The following is a 19832-nucleotide window of genomic DNA, read 5'->3' as shown; positions in this document are numbered from 1 at the left end:
CACATCCCCCGGCACCGGGCATACCAACGGTTCGTCGCAGCTGCGCCGCCGGGAGTTGATGCCGGGTTCCCTCATCAGCAGATCGACCACTCAGCCAAACCGCCCGTTAGGTGGCGACTGCTCTTCGGCGGCGGTGCTTACCAATACACGATCAGGAGGAACAGCACGGAATGAGCCCGGACATGAATATCTGCCAGCAGTACAAACCGTGGCGATCCACATCCGCCGACGCTTACGAGAGAAGGCCGAAAGCCGGACGCCTCGAACGGACCAATGGGCCGGAGTGCGTGATCGAGACTCGTTGTGACACCGAATGGCTGGGCTGTCGCTATTTCGTTGATCCCAAGCCACCGGCAGCGCCCGGCCCCAACATGCAGACCTTGCTGGATGTCCTGGATGGGCTGACCGACCCCGGCGCGGATGCCGTGGCACTCGCCGCGCGGCTCACACCGACAGCCGCGTCTCGCGATGCAAGGCCGCGATGAGGCCGCGTCCGACTGCGCTGGGTTGGATAGACCCGATGGTCACCGGAAATCCGGAATGGGATGCGGCGCAGGTGCGGCGGCTGGCGCGGCGGCTCGGCTACGCATTGGTGTGGCCGCCGGAGATAACGCTGATGCCGCTGGTCGACCAGGTTCGGGGTGCGGATGTGGATGCGGTGATCATGCCGTCCCCGCTGCATATGGATGTGCTGATGTTGCATGCGGTGATGTGTGTCGCGGACGTCGAAACTGTCACTCCGCGAATGTCTTTCGCTCGGTGGACCGCGTTCTCGTGCGGAAGGCAGGGATGAGGAGGAGTGGCACCCAGCGGTTTCCGCTACTGGGCCGTTTGCACTGCCATTGGTAAATCTCACTCCTCGCTCATCCTGGGAATTCTCAGGCCTTGCCGATCCCCGGTGTTACCAGTTTCAGCAGGTCCAGCAGCTCACGGGCACGAGCGAGCTGCTGTGGTTCGTCCTCGGGCGCATCGATGTTCCAGTGCGCGATCTCGTTGCGGTATTTGGCTACATCGCGCAATCGTTCGACGATGCGTTGTTGCTCGAACGGCCAGCCGAGCCACTTCCACGCCGCCGACTGGTCGAGCAGATAGGGGTAATTCCCCAGCGTCAGGTCCTCGGCCTTCTCCACCTTCTTCTTGCTGCCGGAGCGCAGCAGCTCCGGCGGCATGTTTCGAACTGCCTGCCTTAATCGCCGTTCAAGCTCCTCGAGCACCATGAACGGCGTGACCCGCGCTTCGAGTTCGTCGGCGAGGTCAGCGGCAGTCACGATGCCGGTGACGACGTTCTCGGAATCAACGATCACTACGAATCCGAACTTGCGGATGTCATCCATCCGGCTGAACAGTTCCTGCTCGCCATGCGCGGCAGGCGGATACTGCGCTGCTCTTGCACCCCACAGCTCTATACCCGCGCTTGTCAGCGATTTGTGGGCAATGCTCTCCCACGTCACGACCCCGACTAGTCGGTGATGTTCATCGACAATCGGCAACTGCGACAACCGCTTCGTCACCATGAGCTCGATCGCCTTGTGCAACGAGTCGGTCCGCTGAACGGCGACCACGGCAATCTGCTGCCGGACATTGCCGACTCGCCAGGTGAAGTCGTGTTTGTCGGCCTCGGCAAGATCGCTACCGTCAACCGCTGAGACACTTTCGTCGTTCTCGGGGTCGGCCGAATCAGCCGACAACACTGTAACGATGCTGTCCAGCTGCACGGTCGTGAAATCTGGACGCACAACCAGATCATTGTGGTGCAGTGCCGCCATCACGACCTCGAGTGCATCACTGGTGCGGCGGCCGAAACCCCATAGCCCGAGCAGATCTCGCACCGACAGCTGGCGCGAACCAGCTGCTTCCACCTCCGAGATCAGCGTGTCGATGTCGGTGGGTGGCGCGATCGCCCCCGAATATCCTGGATCGATCCCGGTTTCGGCGAGCGCCCGAACACGCTGCGCAGCGTCACGGCGGCTGAGTTCGCTGACAGTCAGCAAAGTGCCCATGCTGTCACGGAGGTCGCCAGAGATAGCGGCTCTTTCCACAACATTCAGCCACTCGACGGGCCGCACATGGCGATATCCGGCATGCGCGTCGGCGCGGTACGCGTAGTCGCCGACGACACGACCGATCGCTACCACGTCCCGGTACTTGCGGGGCATCACGACGAAATCCCCCACCGCGATGTCGTGCAGAAAGCGCCAGATCTGGTGCGCCCAGTTATCCCGGGTGCGTTGGCCCTCGTCCGAGTAGCACCGCGTCAGCAGCTCACGCAACTCGTCGAAACTCGCCAGCGTGGAAAGATCGTGACGAACCTCGGTCCACCCGGCGATCGCCGCGCCGTCCTCGAGCGCCGCCTCCTCTCGTCGACCATCCCATCCCCCACGAACTGTCCACGCCCGCACCATGTTTCCCCTCGCGTCGGCTGCCCCGAATCGCCCACAATTCCACCATATGGTGACCGCCTACGCGGCCATCTCGCAGGCGGACCCGGTCCACCGGCCCATCCTCCGTCCGATGTCTGGTTTCACAGGTCGCCCAGCAGGTCATCCATGACCGACTCCTCGTGGACCGCTTGGTCGACCCGCTCCATTTCCGCCCGCACGTCAGGATCCCACGGCGTCGGCACCGGACGACCGCTGAGCGGAATGCGAGGGATGCCCGCGGATACTGCACGAAGATAGTCCTCGGCGCGCATCCGCCAGGGTTCGGCGCCGGCAGCGATGAGGCGGCCAGTGATCGCCACGCCGGGCCAGTCGAAATCTCCGTGGTATCGGAGGCGTACTCGTTCGGCCAGAAGCTGTCCGGCTGACGACGGGTTCCCGCTGAAACATACTGCGGGCCGATCGATTCCGGATTCGGCGATGCGCTGCAGCACCTGGGGGTTCTCACATCCGCTGACGATCGTGGTGGCTGGAACCAGCTCGTGCGGTGCGACTGTCAGCTCAGCCAAGGTCAGGTGGCTGATCAGACCCAGATCCGCGCGAGCCTGCATCATCCGGGACCAAGGGTCGTTGCCTGGAGGCCGGAACCCCCAGGTGAGGACCGTCCCTGAGATCCTGTCCACCGACACACCGACCTGCTTCCACAGTTCGATGCGATCGCGGGGTGTCTCGGGATCCGCGGTATCGAGTGCGAAACTCAAGCCCCGCACGGCAATCCGACCGGCGAGCTGATCCGGGTTGAGCGCGTGCGCGGTGCCGCCGACAGTATTCGCCAGCTCACCGAGCATTCGCCGGGTCTGTGGATCGGCCAACACGATCGCGAGCGCACGTACCGCAGTATCGAACTCGGCTACGGCACGACTGCCACCGCGAACCAGCAGTGTGGACTGATGCAACCATTCGACCCATGACCGGGCCCACTCGGACGCACCGAAACCATTGCCGGACAACGACCTTTCGACATCGTCCCACAATTGCTGCAGCGTGTCGCTGCGCGCCATCCGCTCCGACGGTCGATCTCGCAGCGGACCACCGGTGAGTTGGGCGACTACTGGGACCAACCCACTGCGGGCAGCGCTGTTCCGTAGTGCCTCGTCGAGTTCGTTCAGTCGCAGACGTCGGCGGCCGACTACTATGCGCTGTCCGAGCAGGCCTGAGAGGCGCTGTGCGGCATCATCATCCAGGTCGACCGTGATCGTCCCCGCGACCTTGTGCCCGGTGGTCTCCAACCGTTTGCGTACGCGGATCCACAGGTCCGCCAAGGCTGGGTCAGCCAGGTATTGACGGGTCTTCTCCGGCATGGTCATGCGGGTCGTACCACCTGCATGAAGGTCTTCTTCCGCCCATTCCATTGGATCCAGGTGGGGATCACCGCGCTGCCGCCGATCCTGCGGATCTCGTAGATGTCGAGTGCAGGTACCTCCGGCACAGTCCCCCACAGCGCGTGCCCGGTCATCACGAAGTCGATGTCGAGGCGCACCAGCAATCCCATCAGCTCACCGATCGCCCGCTCGTCGACCTTGGCGAAGGCGTCATCGAGCAGGACCAAACGCAACGCTTGATCACTCGTGGGCAGACCCGACAGGAATCCGTCAGCGGCGGCGAACAATGTCACGTAGGACACGAATCGTGTCTCACCTTGGGAGATCTTGGCGCGCTTGGAGATTCGGCGACGCTGATTGGGCTCGGGCCCGACGATGGTGACCTCGACGGAGTGCCAGGCGCGATAGTCGAGGGCCGCCCGCAGATGCGCGGTGTAGCCGACCGACGAGTCGGCAGCGTGCAGCTGTTCGACACGGCGGCGGATCAGACCGACGAGCTCGTGATCGGCATCCTCGGAACGAACGGCGTCGTTGGTCTTGACGAGTCCGATCAGACGCTGCAGCTCGGGGTCGGCGGTGTCGAGGGACCAAGCGATCGACACACCGATGCCATGGCTGGTCCGGCTACCGGAAAGGCTGGTATCCATCGCTTTCATCAGCGCGTCGGATTGCTCGACCCGGCGACGGAGCTCGTCGGCGACACCACCGAGAACGAACTCGGTGAACACCCGCCGCTCCCGCTCGGACAACGCTGCCCGGCCCTGCTCGTCACGACGGATCAGATAATCGAGCACCGCTGTGCAATCGTGGTGCTCCTCCGCACCCTCGATATGCACGAGGTAGACATCCGATTCGACATGGTGAGTGACATCGAGCTGCCCGCTTACACCTGTCTCGAAACGCCGCAGCGCAGCGATCAGCTGATTGAGTGCGACCGGCTTCGACACCTTCCATGTTGTTCGGGCCGCGCGAATCACCCGGCGGATGCGCTCCCGATCCGTGGTATCCGCGATTCGTTCCACGGTGGCCTCCGAAGCGGCAGCCGCCAAACCTGGCAACCGCAGGCGGGTGTCGAAAGCGGCTCCAGCAGTGCGTAACTCGTCGATACAGGCCCGCACCTTGGCATCGGCGAGGTCGCGATCGTGTTCGGCCAAAGCGAATTTCGAGATGAGACCGGTTTGCTTACGACCGAGTTCGACGAGCTTGTCCTTGGTGTTTGCGTAGGCGCTTTTGCTGCGTCCGAGCTCGTCGTGAAGCTGCTGCACCGAAAGATCCAGCGCCGCATGGCGAGCGGCGACGTCGTTGGCTTCCCGCACCCAATCTCGACGCCGAGCCTCCGCGGCGAACTCCGCGTTCTCCCGTCGACTGCGTGCCTCGGCGAATTGCTCAGGCGTACCGACAAGCCGGTCGGCCGCATCGGTCACCTCCCCGAACGCCTTTCGCAGATCCCGGCAGGACTGCTCAGTACTTGTGCACTGTTTCTCGATCGCCGCTAGTTGATCAGCCGCAACAGGGAGACCCGCACTATCGCACTGCCTGCTGTGGGTCTGGAATTCTGTGCTCCACTCTTCCCGAGCAGAAGCTGCCATCCGTTGTTGCGCGTGTGCCGTGGCTTCGGCATCAGCCGCGTCTCGTTCGGCGAGCCGAGCGGCCTGCCTCTGCAGATCGAGCTCGCGCGTGCGTGGAGCAGTCACCAGGTGTGCATCGAGTTCGACACGGTGCCGGTCGATCTCGGCTTGTACAGTCTCGCGATTCTTCACCGCGGTAGCGAGATCATCGAGTCGGCTTTCGATCTGCGCAAGTTCCGCCGCACGGTTCGCGGCGCGCGCCGCAGCGCCGATATGGAGCGCTGCGGGTTGCGTGTGGCGACCGGTTAGGACTCCGTTTCGCCAGCTGCCGTCGATGTCGACCGTGGTCCGGCTATCGAGATCATGTAGGCCGACCCTAGCCAGAATCGATGCGATCACATCAGCTGGCACATCGGCTGCCGGATCGGGACGCAGTGCGCCCGACAATGGCGAGTGGGCGGGTATGTCGGCCGTGCTCAGCAGAATCTGTCCGTCTTCGGCCTGAACCGTAGCGTCGAGGGCGACTGTGGCCGTGAGTAAGCCGGAAGCAAGAAGAGCAGCTTCGATTCCGGCGCGCTGCTCGGAAGTGAGATGTGGTTGGAAGTCGACTGCCGCCCACAGCGGGACTCCCGAGTGAACGCGATGCCACGAACTGGTCGGAGGTTCGGGGTCGTGCTCGGCCAGAAGGTCGTTGCGACGCGCTACTAGCTCGGCGCGGCAGAGATTATCGGCTCGCTGTTCGTCCACCAGAGCACGGCTCCGGACAGCCAGATCCTCCCGGACCGGTATGGCAGCACGCTCAGGTGCGGCGTCGAGTTCGGCCAGTATGTTGTCGGACTCGGAATCACCACACAGCGCTTCGAGGTCGACAGCCAGCACCTCCGATAGTGCCGTCGGCCAGACTGCGCCCGGAATGATCCGTGTGGTCTCCGGCAACGAAACCCATTCCCGCCAGCGCCGATTCAGCTCGATAGCCAGTTCGTCGCGCACCTGCGCGCTTGTCGTCGCAGCGGCCCTGCGGGTTTCAGCGGTCTCTGCCGCCTGCTCAGCGCGACTCTCCTGATCCAGCACCCGATCGAACACGATGTCGAGCCGGCGCGCTTCGGCTGTTCGACGCTCGACGAGGCGACCACGTTGGAGCGCCGCCTCCGCACAACGGCTGGCAGATCCAGCCGCATGCGACAGATCAGACGGCTCCAGCGTCCACGCAGGCAGAATCGGTCGAGTGATCGACACCGGCGGCCCATCCAACGAGTCCGTCACCACGGCCGTCACCGCACCGACAGTCGTCCGGGCGAAACGAAGGGCGTCTGGCAGTTCACCAGCGGTCAGGCCGATGTCGCACAGCCGGTCCTTCGCGATACTCAACTGTGCCATCGCAGCACCGACCGCCGCGTCGACCGCGTCCACGCCCCGCTCGACGGACTCGACAAGCTGCTGCTCAGCCTTGCGCGCCTGATCTGCCCCGCCCAACGCCGTGTCGGCAAATTTGCGCAGCACTGCGACGTGCTCATCCCGCAGTTTCAGGTCGTCAGCAGCGGCGAATTCGGGACGATCGCTCAGGATTTCGATAGCGCCCCGCAAGGTGTCCAGCTCTTCGGTCAGCTCGTCGATCGTCTTATCGACCGTGACCTTCTTCTCGGCAAGCTCGGCTACTTCAGTGATCCGCGCTTCATGGGCGTCAACAGCCGTGTCGACCGCGTCGAGCGCTGCTTCCAGTGATGAAGCACCGGCGGTGAGTGTCGTTGCGGCATACCGCCGGTAGACGTCGTGGAATTCCCGCATGTGGTCCAGCGTCTCCGACAGTCGCTGTTGAGCCAGCCTGGTCTCGGACAGATCGTCGAGTCGGTCACCAGCGGCTTCCAGCATCTGCTCACTCAGGGGAGGCAGCGCATCGGACAAAATCTGCGGCAGCTTGCCCTCATCGATGCGGTTACCGACGTCCGGGGACCGCAAGGTGTGGAGCAACTGCATGAGGCCGGTGAAACGGTCGCGACCGGACTCTCCGTGCAGGCCGAACACCTTCGTGCGGACGGCCTCCCGGTGCTGCTCGGCATCGCCGAGCCGATGCGCCCCGACCAGCTCGGCGAGTTGATCACGGGCCAGTGGTTCCCGGTTGTCCGCGACAAGTTTCAGGTCGTGTCCGACGCGCCGCTCGGTGGTGAAGTAGTGGACTTCACTCCGCCTGGCGGAAGCGCTGTATCGAATGTGCGCGCCCAGAGTGAGATGATCGCCGGGGCGAGTCAGTTCGAGCCAGAGGTAGCCCACCCGATTCGTCTGGTTCCCGATACCGGTGTGCATGAGTTCGTCGAGGCTCACCTTTTGTGAGCCGGTCGCATCCATGCGGCGGCGGTCGGCGTCGAGCAGGAACGGCAGAAGCATCTCCAGCGCCCTCGACTTGCCGGAGCCGTTCGAGCCGCGCAGGATCAGACGGCCACCGGACAGCATGAACTCGGTGTCGATGTAGTGCCAGACATTCACCATGCCCGCACGAGACAACCGCCAGCGGTTCTCGAAATGCTTCGAACCCACGGTGGTCATCGAAATCTCCTCATTCGAAAGTCAGCTGGGTGCCGCCGGATTTGGGCTGTGGCCGGTAGCGAGCGGCCGCGGCGTTCAGCACGAGCGCGTCGGATGTCGGCTCGGCCAACCGCAACGTCGTCAGCAGCGCCACAGTGTCGTCACGCAATGCCCCTGGCGCATCGGCATATTCGGATCGCCAGGCGCGCCCGTATGCGCGAACCAGTTCGGCGAGCACAGAGTCGACCACCGGCCATGCGAATTCCATGCTCCCGGTGACGCCGTCGTCCGTCAGGTCGAGCAACGCGCCGATCAGGAGCAATGCGGCCTGCTTGACACTTCCCGTCCCCGGGAACTCGATGTCCGACAACGAACCGGCCGGGTCGTAACCAAGAGCTCCCTCTGCTCGGACCTCGAGCACCAAACCGAATGCCTCACCCAGCATTCGAGTCAATTCGGATCGCTCACGGGACAGCACATCAAGCTCGTCGGGATCGAGATCGGACCGCAGGACGACAGGCTCCTCAACCAATCGGCGCCGCAGCCTGCGCCGAGGTGCGTCAGGTTGTGGGGTCAGCAGATCGCGGCGGTCAGCCCCTGAGCCGATCGACCGCGTCAGCAGGTGCGGTAGTAGTGGGCGGCAGATCGTCAGCAGCGCCTCCTCGGCCGACTCACCCCACTGTGCGACCGTGCCGTCCACCTCGGTCAGTACTCCCCACTCGAGAAGCACCGCCAGCGCGGCGACCAACAATCGACGATCGGCGATGCTGTCCGACAACGGGATCTCTTGCTGGGCTGCATCGGTGCGGATCTGGGTGACAAGTGCCGACAACAGGATCTGCTCGCCTACCCCTGGAGCCAACAGTGCGCCGCACGCCAGTACGAGGAGCGTGTAGCCCCTGGCACCGAATGGTGTCCCGTTGCGGCGATATACAACCCGCTCCGTCGCACTGGATTCCGGCGGCAACTTGGCCAGCCGCGCGAAACTTGCCTCCACCACAAGGTGGTATCCGACGTTGGTAGCGAACAGCTTTCGGAGGGCCACCGCATGCTTGCGGATAATCGCCATCGACTCCGGAGCTCGCGCGGCAGTGACGATCGGCGTTCGCAGCAGGATCCGCGCGGCCTCACGGACCTCAGCGGCAACCTGTCTGCTGGTGGCGAGAGTTCTGTCCGAATTGGTCATTGGGCCTGCTCCCACGGAGTTTCTTCGGCCGGACTGCACCTGAGCTGATACCCGTGGACGACCAAGGATCCGTCGGTCGAGGTGACTGTCGTCGAACCTCCGGGTGCCGCGTGCAGAATCACGCCGAGATCCGGATTCGTGATGGACGCAGACACTGCCGGATCCGGTGCCGTCGCAAGCAGGCGGGCGAGTTCGTCGAGCAGCACGGTCCGGGCGTGGGGTGACAGGTGGGCGCCGTCGAGTTGCCCCGCGGCGGAGAGTTCAGCGGCCACCTGCGCATTGCGCTCCGCTTCAACACGGACAGCGGCCTCGACTATCGCCCGGTCGGCGCTGATATCGGGTACCCGGGCCGAGCGCCCTTTTGCGGCCCGGGTACCTCTCTGCCGCAACGAAACCGGCACATCGATGGGTTCCGCAGCCACCCATGAAGTCATCGGTCCGATCCTGGGGTCGGGTTCTTCCGGCCCGAGTGACAGGTGCCGAGTCGACCAGGCCCCGAACGCCGCGGCGAATATCCGATGTGCTTCGCCGTCTCCGGACTGGTTGAGCCAACCCGCCAGTCGCAGCAGATCGGCACGCCGGGAAAAACCCGTCGAGGACGAGTGGAGCATCCGCTTGGCATTGACCAGCAGCTGGCCCAGCGCCTGACCGGCCGCGGCACGCAGCTGTGCCGGACCCGAGTCCTGACCGGAACCGGTGTACCACTGCCGCAGCTGCTCCCAGTCTGAACGGCTGCGACCGCCCGAACGTTCAACTGCCGCGAGGTCGCCCAGCTCGAGCCTCGGCACCGAATCCAACACGGCCAGAATCTCATCCAGATTCTGCGACACAAAGGTCAGCCTGTCAGCGATCAAGGGAGCATGCCGATTCACATCCGCGGTGATCAAGTCGACGTAGTCCAGCAGCAGCCCCTTGAACTGTGCGTACTCCGCGCCGTGCAGGTCGAAGCGACTCAACACACCGGCCAGGTACGCATAGAAGTCCGTGACACTGGCGGTGAAGAGCCGCTGATTGTTGAAGATCGTCGTGACGACGCCGGCCAACCGGTCGGCCCGATCCGAGGACATCGGGAGCTGCACAGTGTTCATGACCTCTGATAGCGATTCGGCTATCTCGCCGAGTAGTTCCCGCGCAACCTCACGTGCGCCGTCGGCGGCTTCCATGATTTCCACCGCGTTGCGATGCACCCGGCCGCCTAGACTCGACACTTGATACCTCGAGCGCGCCCGTAGGTAGTCCTGCACAGTGGTCACCCGGGCATCGCGCAGCGATGGCACCAAATTTCCCCACCGCACCAGCTGTCGGCACCGAGACTCGACGACATCCGTATCGAGCAGCAAGCCATCGCGAGCAAGTTGTTCGGCCACAGTGGCCGCAGACATATCGGCCAGTAATGACGCCGTGAATCGCGTCATGATGGCGACGTATTCGATTCGCTCATCCGCGGCGAGGTAGCGGAAGAGCTCGAGGTGCGCAGGTGTGGAGCTCGGCATGGCAAACCCAATTCAGGTGCGGCGCTGTCGGTGTAACGGTAGATGGGACCACCGACAGGGCAACGGAAATTCAATTGTCGTTCAGCTCCGCCCAGCCAGCACTGCTGCGGCAGTCTTGACAGCGATGCACCGTGCCGAGTCTCCTTGGATGTCAACGGATCTCGGTAGTTCTCCGCAGCGGCGGCCGCACTGGTCGGTGCCGATCACCGGTGAACCGTCCGGCCACACACAGCCATTTGCATCACACTGGTAGTCGCGATCGATCGGCATTGCGCCGGACCAGGATTCGGCATCAGGGTATTGGCGGCCGCCCCGGGTGTCGAAACATCATTGGGAGTAGGCGGCGGTGCCGTCGCTCCAGATAGCCACGGCCGCGGTCCCTTCCAAGCACTCGACCGGGTATAGCTCGAGTGCGGGTGTCACCGAAGCCGGTGGCAGCCAGCGCTTGCCGGACTCGGATGTCCATCGGTCGCTCCCCCAACACCTGCCTGAATGGTTTCATGCAGCCTAGGCGCCATTGAAAACATCGTCAATCGTTGTATTGAGTATTGTTATCGTGTTACCGTCCCGATGGGCCGAACGACCTCGAGTCGCACAACCGCCCAGCCGGGGTCGCCCGGTCGACTAGCATCCGAAACGCGTGGCAAGCACCTGACGAACCATAGGTCAGATGCTTTCCACAACGCCCAGCCGAACAGCTGGCTGATATTCGAGGAGCACACGTGGGGGCCCTGCTTCCGACTCTGCAAGCCGAGCGGCTGCGGGAGGGTTTGACCGACTATCTGACGACAACCTTCGCCCTGACTGACCCGGACACGCAGGGCGCTCTCACCGACTTCATCGGCCATCCCAGGGATGGCCTGTTCAAGGGCCCCTATGTGCGCCTTCGACTTCCGTTCTCCCCTGCCGGTGGCAACTGGGGAATGCACCTGGACTGGTGGCCTAAGTACTTCGAGCCGTATGGGCACCAGGCAGCGGCGTTCGAACGGTTGTCGACCAAATTCCAGCGGCGTCCCCGGCCCACGTTGGTCACCACGGGCACCGGCTCAGGGAAGACCGAGTCGTTCCTGATCCCGATCCTCGATCACGTGCTGCGGGCCAAAAAGGCTGGGGTCGTGGGGATGAAGGCGCTGATCATCTATCCGATGAATGCCCTGGCCAACGACCAGGAGCAGCGGCTGGCGAAGATGATCACCGGGCATCCCGAACTGTCGGGAATCACTGCCGGTCTGTACACCGGTGAGCAGTCCTCGGGTGGGCGAACGCTGGTGTCGCAGGCGGGTCTCATCACCGACCGACGGCTGATGCACGATTCACCGCCCGACATCCTGCTCACCAACTACAAGATGCTCGACCACATGTTGTTGCGGTCGGATCGGGCGGCGCTGTGGCGGCAGTCCGCGGATTCGCTGCAGTACGTCGTTCTCGACGAATTCCACACCTACGACGGTGCGCAGGGCACTGATGTGGCAATGCTGTTGCGGCGGCTCGGGTTGACGATCAAAGCGCACTGGACGTCGGGATCGCCGGTCGGCGAGGAGGACCGGAGGCGGCCGCTGGGCAAGGTCACCCCGGTGGCGACATCGGCGACGCTCGGATCCAAGGACTCTTCACCGGAGACCATGCTGGCGTTCGCGAAAACCGTGTTCGGGGAAACGTTCGACGAAGACGCCCTCATCGGGGAGACACGACTTTCGGTCGAGGACTGGCTGGCAGCGCGCAGCCTCGCGCTGGACCGGACCTTCTCACCGATCGAGCCGGTTACCGCGGACGCGGTCGAGGAACTGAATAAGGTTGCGGCGCAGTCCCCGACGAACAAGCGGCTGGCGGCTTCGGTGCTGGCCACGTTGTTCCGCCAGACCTCCGATATCGACGACACCTTCGAACGTGCAGCCGCGAGCTTGAACCGGCTCGACGAGACCGAGATGCTCGACCTGGTCAAACGGCACGGCACCATCGCACGATTGCTGCGCAACACCGTCGACGTTCGCTCGATCGAAGACCTTGCGGTGAGAGCGCTGCCGGCGCACACCGGTGAGCGGGATCTCGCACGAGGACAAGCGCAGCGGGAGCGGTACCTCGGATATCTGCTTGCCGCACTGTCGCACCTGCGGGCGGAAGTCGGTCGTTCGGCGCTCAATGTCGATGTGCACCTGTGGCTTCGGGAACTGTCGCGGATCGATCGGGCGGCCACGGTGACTCCGCTGTTCCGATGGTCCGACGACGGGAAGCTCGATGATGCGACAACCGACTACTACCCGTCACTGTATTGCCGGCACTGCGGGCGGTCGGGATGGGGTGTGCGGCTGGCGCCGACCGGCAGCACGCTCGATTCCAGCGATGACGACATCCGCGGCTATCACGCGACCGGCGAACCGAGGTTCCGTGCGTTGATCTCGGCGCCGACCGAGGCCGAAATCGACAACGTCGTAGACGGATTGCAGTGGTTCCGGGTCGATGATCGCGAGATCGTCGACAAGCGGCCCGAGGCCGACAGCGCAGACCTGCTCGATGGACGGGTGCTGCCGGTGCTGTATTTGAGCGGCCCCGAAGCCGACGAGAACTCGAAGAAGGACCTGTGCCCGGCATGCGGCGCCGAGGACGGGATCAGGTTCCTCGGCAGTGCCATCGCCACCCAGCTGTCGGTGGCACTGTCGAACCTCTTCGGTGATGCGCGCCTCGACGACACCGAAAAGAAAGCACTGATCTTCACCGACAGTGTGCAGGACGCGGCGCACCGGGCGGGGTTCGTCCAGGCACGGTCGCACACGCTCAGCATGCGCTCGACATTGCGGAATGCACTGGGCGACCGGGTGAGCGGGTCACAGACGTTGACGCTGTCGGAGCTGTGCGCCGCCGTGCTGGAACGAGCTGGTGAAGACCCGAATCGGCGCTACCGCCTGTTGCCTCCCGACATCGTCGAGCACGACGAGTTCACCGCGTACTGGCAGCCGGACCGACCCGCTGCGCTACGCCGCAAAGCGGCCAAGAATGTGGCGCGGCGCGTCCAGTTCGACATCGACCTCGAATTCGGACTGCAGTCCCGGTTGGGCCGCACCCTCGAGCTGACCGGCAGTGTGGTGGCCGAGGTGGATCTCGGTTCACCGCAACGGGTTGCGCAGCTCGGTGCCGCTGCGCTCGAACGCACTGAGCACCAGCTCGCGTTCTCCGCACCGGACTCGGAGGCGGTGACCCAATGGGTGCGCGGCGTGGCCGAACGCATGCGCACACGTGGCGCGGTCTCGCACGAATGGCTGACGAAGTACGTACAACGCGATGCCAACCGCCGGTGGGTGTGGGGTGGTCGGCCCAAAGGCCAAGGCATGCCGGCATTTCCGAAGGGTCGGCCTGCCCCGGCGTTCCCGGCCGTAGGTGGGCGCACAATCCCCGAGGGCTTCGACCCCATCACCGCCGCCACGTCCTGGTATGCGCGGTGGGCGGCGCAATGCCTGAACGTGTCGCCGCACGAAGGTGGTTTCCTCGCTCGGGCGCTGTTCGAGGTGCTCGCCGAGGAGCGGATCGTCACAACAGCGAGCACCGAGAAGTCGCTCACCGCCTACCAATTGACCCACGACTCGATCCTCGTCGGGATTCCCGATGCCGACGGGCTCGCGGGCATGCGGTATCTGCTGGTCTGCGATGTCTGCCAGACCCCGACACCGGGCAGCGCCACCGTCATCGACCAGCTCGACGGCGCGCCCTGCCTGCTCACCCGCTGCCCCGGCGAGCTGACTCGGGCGACCAAGCAGGACAACTTCTATCGCAGTCTCTACGACAGCTCGGAAATGAAGCGGGTTGTCGCCCGGGAACATACCTCGCTGCTCCCAACGCAGACCCGGCTGGAATACGAGACCAAGTTCAAAACCACAGCCACCGACCCGGCCGCACCGAACGTGCTCGTCGCCACGCCCACCCTGGAGATGGGCATCGATATCGGTGATCTGTCCACCGTCATGCTCGGCTCGATGCCGCGCACGGTGTCGTCGTACCTGCAGCGAGTCGGCCGCGCCGGACGTCTCACCGGCAATGCCCTCGCCCTCGCGTTCGTGCGTGGCCGCGGCGAGCATCTGCCCAAGCTCGGCGACCCGACCTCGGTGATCCAGGGCGAGGTCCGACCGCCTGCCACCTTCCTCACCGCCGAAGAGATCCTGCAGCGCCAATACATCGCGCACATCGTCGACCGACTGTCTCGGAAGGCCGGCGCCGAGGACCCGGGTAGCGCCAATAACGTCCTGTCGAGCTTCGACGAGGGGACCTGGATGGGCACCCTCGTCGAAACCGCTGACGAGGACGCCGATCTGCTGCTCGACGAATTCCTCGCCCAGTTCGGTGACACCCTCGGCGAAACTGCCGCGGCCAACCTGCGAACCTGGGCCACGCCACCCGGTCTGGGCGACCACAGCGGGCTCGGAGTGCTGCTGCGCGAAGCGGTGCACCGCTGGAAACGCGATGTCAACGAATTGCGCTACCGGCGCACCGCCGTAGACGCCGCCATCCCCGAATTCGAGCAGCGAGCCAACTCACCCGCCGCGACCGACGACGACAAACGCGACCTCCGCACGGCACGCGGCACGCTGAAACTGCTGTCCCGCAGCATCATCGATCTCACCGCCGAGCACTGGGTGGGTGTGCTCGAACGCTACGGAGTGCTGCCCAACTACACGCTGCTCGACGATGCAGTCACTCTGGACGTCGGCATCACCTGGATCGACCCCGACACCAACGAATATGCCGAGGACACAGCCAGTTACCGGCGCGGTTCTCGGGTCGCGTTGACCGAGCTCGCGCCGGGCGCCACGTTCTACGCGCAGGGACTCGCCGTCGAGATCGACGCCGTAGACCTCGGCGCAGGCGAGTCTGCCATTCACATCTGGCGTGTGTGCCCGTCGTGCGGGTGGACCGGGATCAGCCATACTGCGGATCAGAGCCCGCCGCCGATCCAGTGCCCCCGCTGCCACACGTCGGCCATCGCCGATGTGAGTCAGCAGTTGCAGGTGGTCGAGATGACGAAGGTATCCGCCGAAGTCCGCCGCGACGAGTCGGCGATCACCGACATCCGCGACGAACGGCGCAAGGAGTCCTTCACCGTCCTCACCGCGGCCGACATCAACCCTGACAACATCACCAAACGCTGGTTCGTCGCCGAACAAGACTTCGGCGCGGAGTACTTGCGCCGCATGGATATTCGCTGGATCAACATGGGACGGCGGAACTCCCAGGGCAGCAAACGCACCATCGCGGGCAATACGACAACCGGTGGGTTGTTCCGGGTGTGTTCGGGATGCGGACAGCTCGACAAGATCGCCGGACAGAATCAACCGCACGAGCACCGCAGCTGGTGCAAGTACCGGAAAGCCGACGACGAGAAACACGTTCGCGAGATCGCCCTCGCACGGACGCTGCGGACGCAGGCGGTGCTGCTGCACCTGCCGAGCTGGCTCGAATACGACTCCTTCGCCCATCCGAGCCTGAGCGCGGCAATCCTGCTCGGGCTGCGCCAGGTGATCGGTGGTTCGCCGGAACATCTCGATGTCGCCACCATCACCGACGCACTACACGCACCGAACCAGCGCGCTCTGCTCATCCACGACACCGTGCCCGGCGGCACCGGCTACCTGGCCGAGTTCGCCAATCCGGCGCAAGTGTGGGCGGTGCTGGCCGCGGCACGTGAGCTCGTCAAGAACTGTGACTGCACCGACCGGCTGGCCTGCCACAAGTGCCTGCTGCCGTTCGCGCCGCCGCGGGAACTGGACAAGGTTTCGCGGATCACCGCAGCCAAGGTGCTCGACGACCTGCTTGCCTGCCGAGGCGGTGAACCGAATGCGGACAGCTGGCTGGCGTCGATTACCGAGGAGACCCCGGAGAAACGTCTCGGCAGTGAGGAGTCGCCGCTGGAGCGAGAGTTCTACCGTGCCTTCACCGAACGCCTGACCACCATGGGAGCCACGATCGTCGAGAAGCCGGGCACCTACGGCCCGACGGCGACGATCAAGCTGCCGGGCACGAAGATCCGGACCTGGCAGCTCGAACCCCAGGTGCTGATGGGTAACAGCCAGCCCGATTTCCAGCTCCGCACCGCCGACCCCGACATCCCGATCATCGCGCTCTTCGCCGACGGTCGCCGGTTCCACGCGGTGCCCGGAAAGAACCGGGTCACCGACGATGCCCGGAAGCGGGAGATCCTGCGGTCGGGTGGGGTACTGGTTTGGTCGTTCAGCCACGACGATCTGTTGCGGTTCACGGGCGCCCAGCCGATGCAGCCGTCCTGGTACACCGACAAACTCGCCAAGTTCACCCTCAACCACGGAAATCTGCGGCCCGCTCTGTTCAAACTCCTGCATGTCGATCCGATCACCCAGCTGATCGAGTTCATGCTCAACCCGGATCGGGAGGATTGGAACGCCGTCGGGCACTGGCTGCCACTGATGTTCATGCTCGACGGCCGGATGAACGGCGACGGTGGCGCCATCGCTGGCTGGGCGCTGGATCTCATCGAGGGCAACGGATCACAGATCGCAGCAGGCGAATACGCGTGCTGGTCCTACACCGACGGTCCGCTGACCCTCACCGCCGCATTGCGCAAGGACAAGAAGGTCCTCGACGCGGTTCTGGCCCTGGACGACCGCGACGACACGCTCGAACTGCGCGAGGGTCACGCCTGGAAGGAATGGCTGCGCCTGGCCAACTGGTTCGGCCTCGCCGACCACGTGGTAACCACTCGCAGCCTGCTGGCGGCCGACAGCACTGTGCCCGAGCGTGGTCCCGACTCCACCGGCGCCGGACTCACCCCCGAATGGCAGGCCCTCTATGACGACACCATTTCCGACGCCGAACGCGAACTCGTCCTCGGTCTGGCTGCGGTTGGGGCGCCGGTACCGGAGCTCGGTGTGGAAACCGATCGTGGTGATGTCATCGACATCGGGTGGGCGGATGCCCGTATCGGGGTGCTCCTCGAAAGCCCCGAAGCGGCCCCTACCATGACCGAGCAGGGCTGGACGATCTGCCCGGCTGATCCGGCAGAGCTCGTCCAAGCGCTGAAGACGAACGGGGTGATGTGATGGCGCACATCGTCATGACCAGTACGAGCAAGTCCGGCGTCGAACTCGAGCGGGCTGTCCAGCGCCGGGTCTACGACTTCCTCGACACCGTCCAGAACGATGAGCCGGCCGCTGCCGGGCTCATCGAGACCGTCGCCGGCGCGCGCGACGAACGTGTCCGGCTCGGGCGAATCGGCTTGGGCCACAGCGCGATCCTGTTCCATGTCGTACCTGCCAAGGGTGACGGTTCCTACGTCTATGTCGGCGCATGGCAGGATGCTGCGGCCGCAGAGTTGGCACCCCGCACCGAGCTGCAAGTCAACCCGGTCAATGGAGTACTCGACTTGGTGGTGTACGAGGCCGGTGCGGAGATCGTTCCCGCTGTCACCGCAACAGCTCCGCGGTCGCCGCGGCAGCGGGGCTACCTCTCGAGCCTTGGCTTCACGCTCTCTCAGCTCACCGGCGAGCTCGGACTCGCGTCGCAGCTGGCGGCCAAGGTCCTCGCGGCCCCCGACGATCACGAACTCAACGACCTCGCGGCCGAAGTCGACGGATGGCAAGGCTCCGCGATTCTCGACCTCGCATGCGGCGTCGCCCTCGACGACATCCGGGAGAAACTGCGGCTCGACGAGAACCCTGTCGACCCCACTCTCGGCCGGGACGAGCAGACCCTGCAGGCACTGACCCACCCCGCCTCGCAACTCCGTTTCACCTACGTCGGTGAGAACACCGACGAGCTCCGGCGCGTCATCGAAGGCGGCACTTTCGCCGCCTGGCGGACCTTCCTGCACCCAGAGCAGCGCACCTACGCCGAGAAACACTACAACGGCGCGTTCCGGCTGTCCGGTGGAGCCGGCACCGGCAAAACCGTGGTGGCGCTGCACCGGGCACGCAATCTCTGGCGGCACAACAGGAATGCCCGCATTGTCCTGACCACCTTCAACCGGACGCTGGCCCGGCAACTCCAGGCGGATCTGACGACCCTCGAACCGGACATCACCATCGCGTCCGCCCCCGGCGAACCAGGCGTCTACATCGACGGAGTCGACAAGCTCGCCAGCGATGTGCTTGTTCGCGCGCGGAACCTCGTCCCTGTCACCGAAGCCGTACTCGGCAGTGCCACCACCGTCTCGTCCCGGCGCACCGATGCAGCCAAGGTCTGGCGCGAGGTCACCAAATCTGTTGATACGCCTCTGGATCCGCGCCTGACTACAGCCGCGTTCCTCGACAACGAGTACACCGCCGTTGTCCTGGCCAACAAGGTCACCACCGTCGCGGAGTACGCGAAAGTGGCGCGGGCGGGGCGTGGTGTACGGCTGAACCGTCCGCAACGGATCGCGGTCTGGAAGCTGATGGAAGCATTCCGGCGGCACAGCCGCATGGACGGAACTGTCAGCTTCCCGGAGGTGCTGGCGCTGGCCGCGGAGTACCTGCGGCAGCGAAGCGCCGCGGGTGAGCCATTCGTCGCCGATCACGTCATCATCGACGAGGCGCAAGACCTGCATGCCACCCATTGGTCGATGCTGCGCGCGCTCGTCGCCGAAGGCCCCGACGACCTGTTCATCGCCGAGGACTCCCACCAGCGGATCTTCGGTCAGCCGGTCGTCCTCGGACGGCTGGGCGTCAAGATCGTGGGCCGTTCCCGCCGGCTCACGCTGAACTACCGGACAACGGCGGAGAACCTGCGGTTCGCCATCGACATTCTCTCCGGCGGTGACTACCAGGACCTGGAAGAAGCGGACGAGACCACCCACGGCTACCGCTCTGCCCGCACCGGCCCGGAACCTGTGCTGGTGGAATGTAATTCGCTGGCCGAGGAACTCGATCAAGTCACTGAAACGGTGCGCGGATGGCTGGGCGAGGGCGTGGAACCATCGAGCATCGCAATCCTGACTCGAGGCCGGAACGAACGCAGCCAGTTCGTGCGCGCACTGGGCGAACGTGGCATCGAAGCACGCGTTCTCGACGACAACCCAGCGGGGCCCGGGCATGTGCAGGTGCTGACGATGCACCGGGCCAAGGGAATGGAATTCGCCAAGGTGATCCTCGCCGGCGTAGACGAAGCCCACGTTCCTGCCAAGTCCGTCCTCAATGAGGTGCCTGAGGAAGAGCGCGGCGACGCCGAGCTGCGGGAACGGTCCCTGCTTTATGTGGCGGCCAGCCGGGCCCGCGATCAGCTCGTCGTGACCTGGAGTGGCCGGGCATCGGCTTTGCTCCGGCCAGCCGTTCCAGCTTGATCGAGGCAGCGCGCGTCGGCTGCCCATACCG

At 64.6% G+C, this 19832-nt stretch carries 9 protein-coding genes; 4 read left to right on the top strand and 5 right to left on the bottom strand.

From position 1 onward, the window contains the following. Positions 1-170: 170 nt before the first annotated feature. Complete coding sequence (locus ACIBJI_RS26635; protein WP_397086355.1) at positions 171-485, top strand: hypothetical protein; 315 nt, start codon at positions 171-173, stop codon at positions 483-485. A gap of 35 nt (positions 486-520) precedes the next feature. Continuing rightward, positions 521-793, top strand: a complete 273-nt coding sequence (locus tag ACIBJI_RS26630) for a hypothetical protein (RefSeq protein WP_397086353.1) — start codon at positions 521-523, stop codon at positions 791-793. 85 nt (positions 794-878) lie between these two features. Here ACIBJI_RS26630 and ACIBJI_RS26625 read toward each other — a convergent pair whose 3' ends face one another. From ACIBJI_RS26625 to ACIBJI_RS26605, 5 genes are all read right to left on the bottom strand, one after another. Beyond that, complete coding sequence (locus ACIBJI_RS26625) at positions 879-2399, bottom strand: CBS domain-containing protein (RefSeq protein ID WP_397086351.1); 1521 nt, start codon at positions 2397-2399, stop codon at positions 879-881. 122 nt (positions 2400-2521) lie between these two features. Next, positions 2522-3745: a TIGR02679 domain-containing protein gene (locus ACIBJI_RS26620; protein WP_397086349.1), complete on the bottom strand. Its 1224-nt coding sequence runs from the start codon at positions 3743-3745 to the stop codon at positions 2522-2524. Next, positions 3742-7869 carry a TIGR02680 family protein gene (locus ACIBJI_RS26615; protein WP_397086347.1) on the bottom strand — a complete coding sequence of 1376 codons (4128 nt, stop codon included), beginning with the start codon at positions 7867-7869 and terminating at the stop codon, positions 3742-3744. Before ACIBJI_RS26615 ends, ACIBJI_RS26620 begins: the two co-directional genes overlap by 4 nt. Positions 7870-7879: 10 nt before the next feature. Beyond that, positions 7880-9034 carry a TIGR02678 family protein gene (locus ACIBJI_RS26610; protein ID WP_397086345.1) on the bottom strand — a complete coding sequence of 385 codons (1155 nt, stop codon included), beginning with the start codon at positions 9032-9034 and terminating at the stop codon, positions 7880-7882. Further along, complete coding sequence (locus ACIBJI_RS26605) at positions 9031-10527, bottom strand: DUF2397 domain-containing protein (protein WP_397086343.1); 1497 nt, start codon at positions 10525-10527, stop codon at positions 9031-9033. Before ACIBJI_RS26605 ends, ACIBJI_RS26610 begins: the two co-directional genes overlap by 4 nt. A 722-nt stretch (positions 10528-11249) precedes the next feature. On the opposite strand from ACIBJI_RS26605, the gene ACIBJI_RS26600 reads away from it, so the two are divergent. Together ACIBJI_RS26600 and ACIBJI_RS26595 are read left to right on the top strand one after the other, a co-directional pair. After that, a complete protein-coding gene (locus tag ACIBJI_RS26600; protein ID WP_397086341.1) occupies positions 11250-17585 on the top strand; it encodes a DEAD/DEAH box helicase in 6336 nt (2111 codons plus the stop codon). Beyond that, positions 17585-19801, top strand: coding sequence for a 3'-5' exonuclease (locus tag ACIBJI_RS26595; RefSeq protein ID WP_397086339.1), 2217 nt, complete (start codon positions 17585-17587; stop codon positions 19799-19801). The genes ACIBJI_RS26600 and ACIBJI_RS26595 overlap by 1 nt, the downstream gene beginning before the upstream one ends. Positions 19802-19832: the final 31 nt, after the last annotated feature.

Origin of the sequence: Nocardia sp. NPDC050408, from assembly GCF_044458905.1 — a bacterium.
GTDB lineage: Bacteria > Actinomycetota > Actinomycetes > Mycobacteriales > Mycobacteriaceae > Nocardia.
Note: the sequence above shows the minus strand (reverse complement) of the source record. Positions and strands in the feature narration are given on the sequence as shown.

Excerpts from the sequence above, each read along its gene's own strand:
- ACIBJI_RS26630 (WP_397086353.1), top strand. The coding sequence starts at position 521 with ATGGTCACCGGAAATCCGGAATGGGATGCGGCGCAGGTGCGGCGGCTG.
- ACIBJI_RS26595 (WP_397086339.1), top strand. The coding sequence starts at position 17,585 with ATGGCGCACATCGTCATGACCAGTACGAGCAAGTCCGGCGTCGAACTC.
- ACIBJI_RS26610 (WP_397086345.1), bottom strand. The coding sequence starts at position 9,034 with ATGACCAATTCGGACAGAACTCTCGCCACCAGCAGACAGGTTGCCGCT.
- ACIBJI_RS26615 (WP_397086347.1), bottom strand. The coding sequence starts at position 7,869 with ATGACCACCGTGGGTTCGAAGCATTTCGAGAACCGCTGGCGGTTGTCT.
- ACIBJI_RS26635 (WP_397086355.1), top strand. The coding sequence starts at position 171 with ATGAGCCCGGACATGAATATCTGCCAGCAGTACAAACCGTGGCGATCC.
- ACIBJI_RS26620 (WP_397086349.1), bottom strand. The coding sequence starts at position 3,745 with ATGACCATGCCGGAGAAGACCCGTCAATACCTGGCTGACCCAGCCTTG.
- ACIBJI_RS26605 (WP_397086343.1), bottom strand. The coding sequence starts at position 10,527 with ATGCCGAGCTCCACACCTGCGCACCTCGAGCTCTTCCGCTACCTCGCC.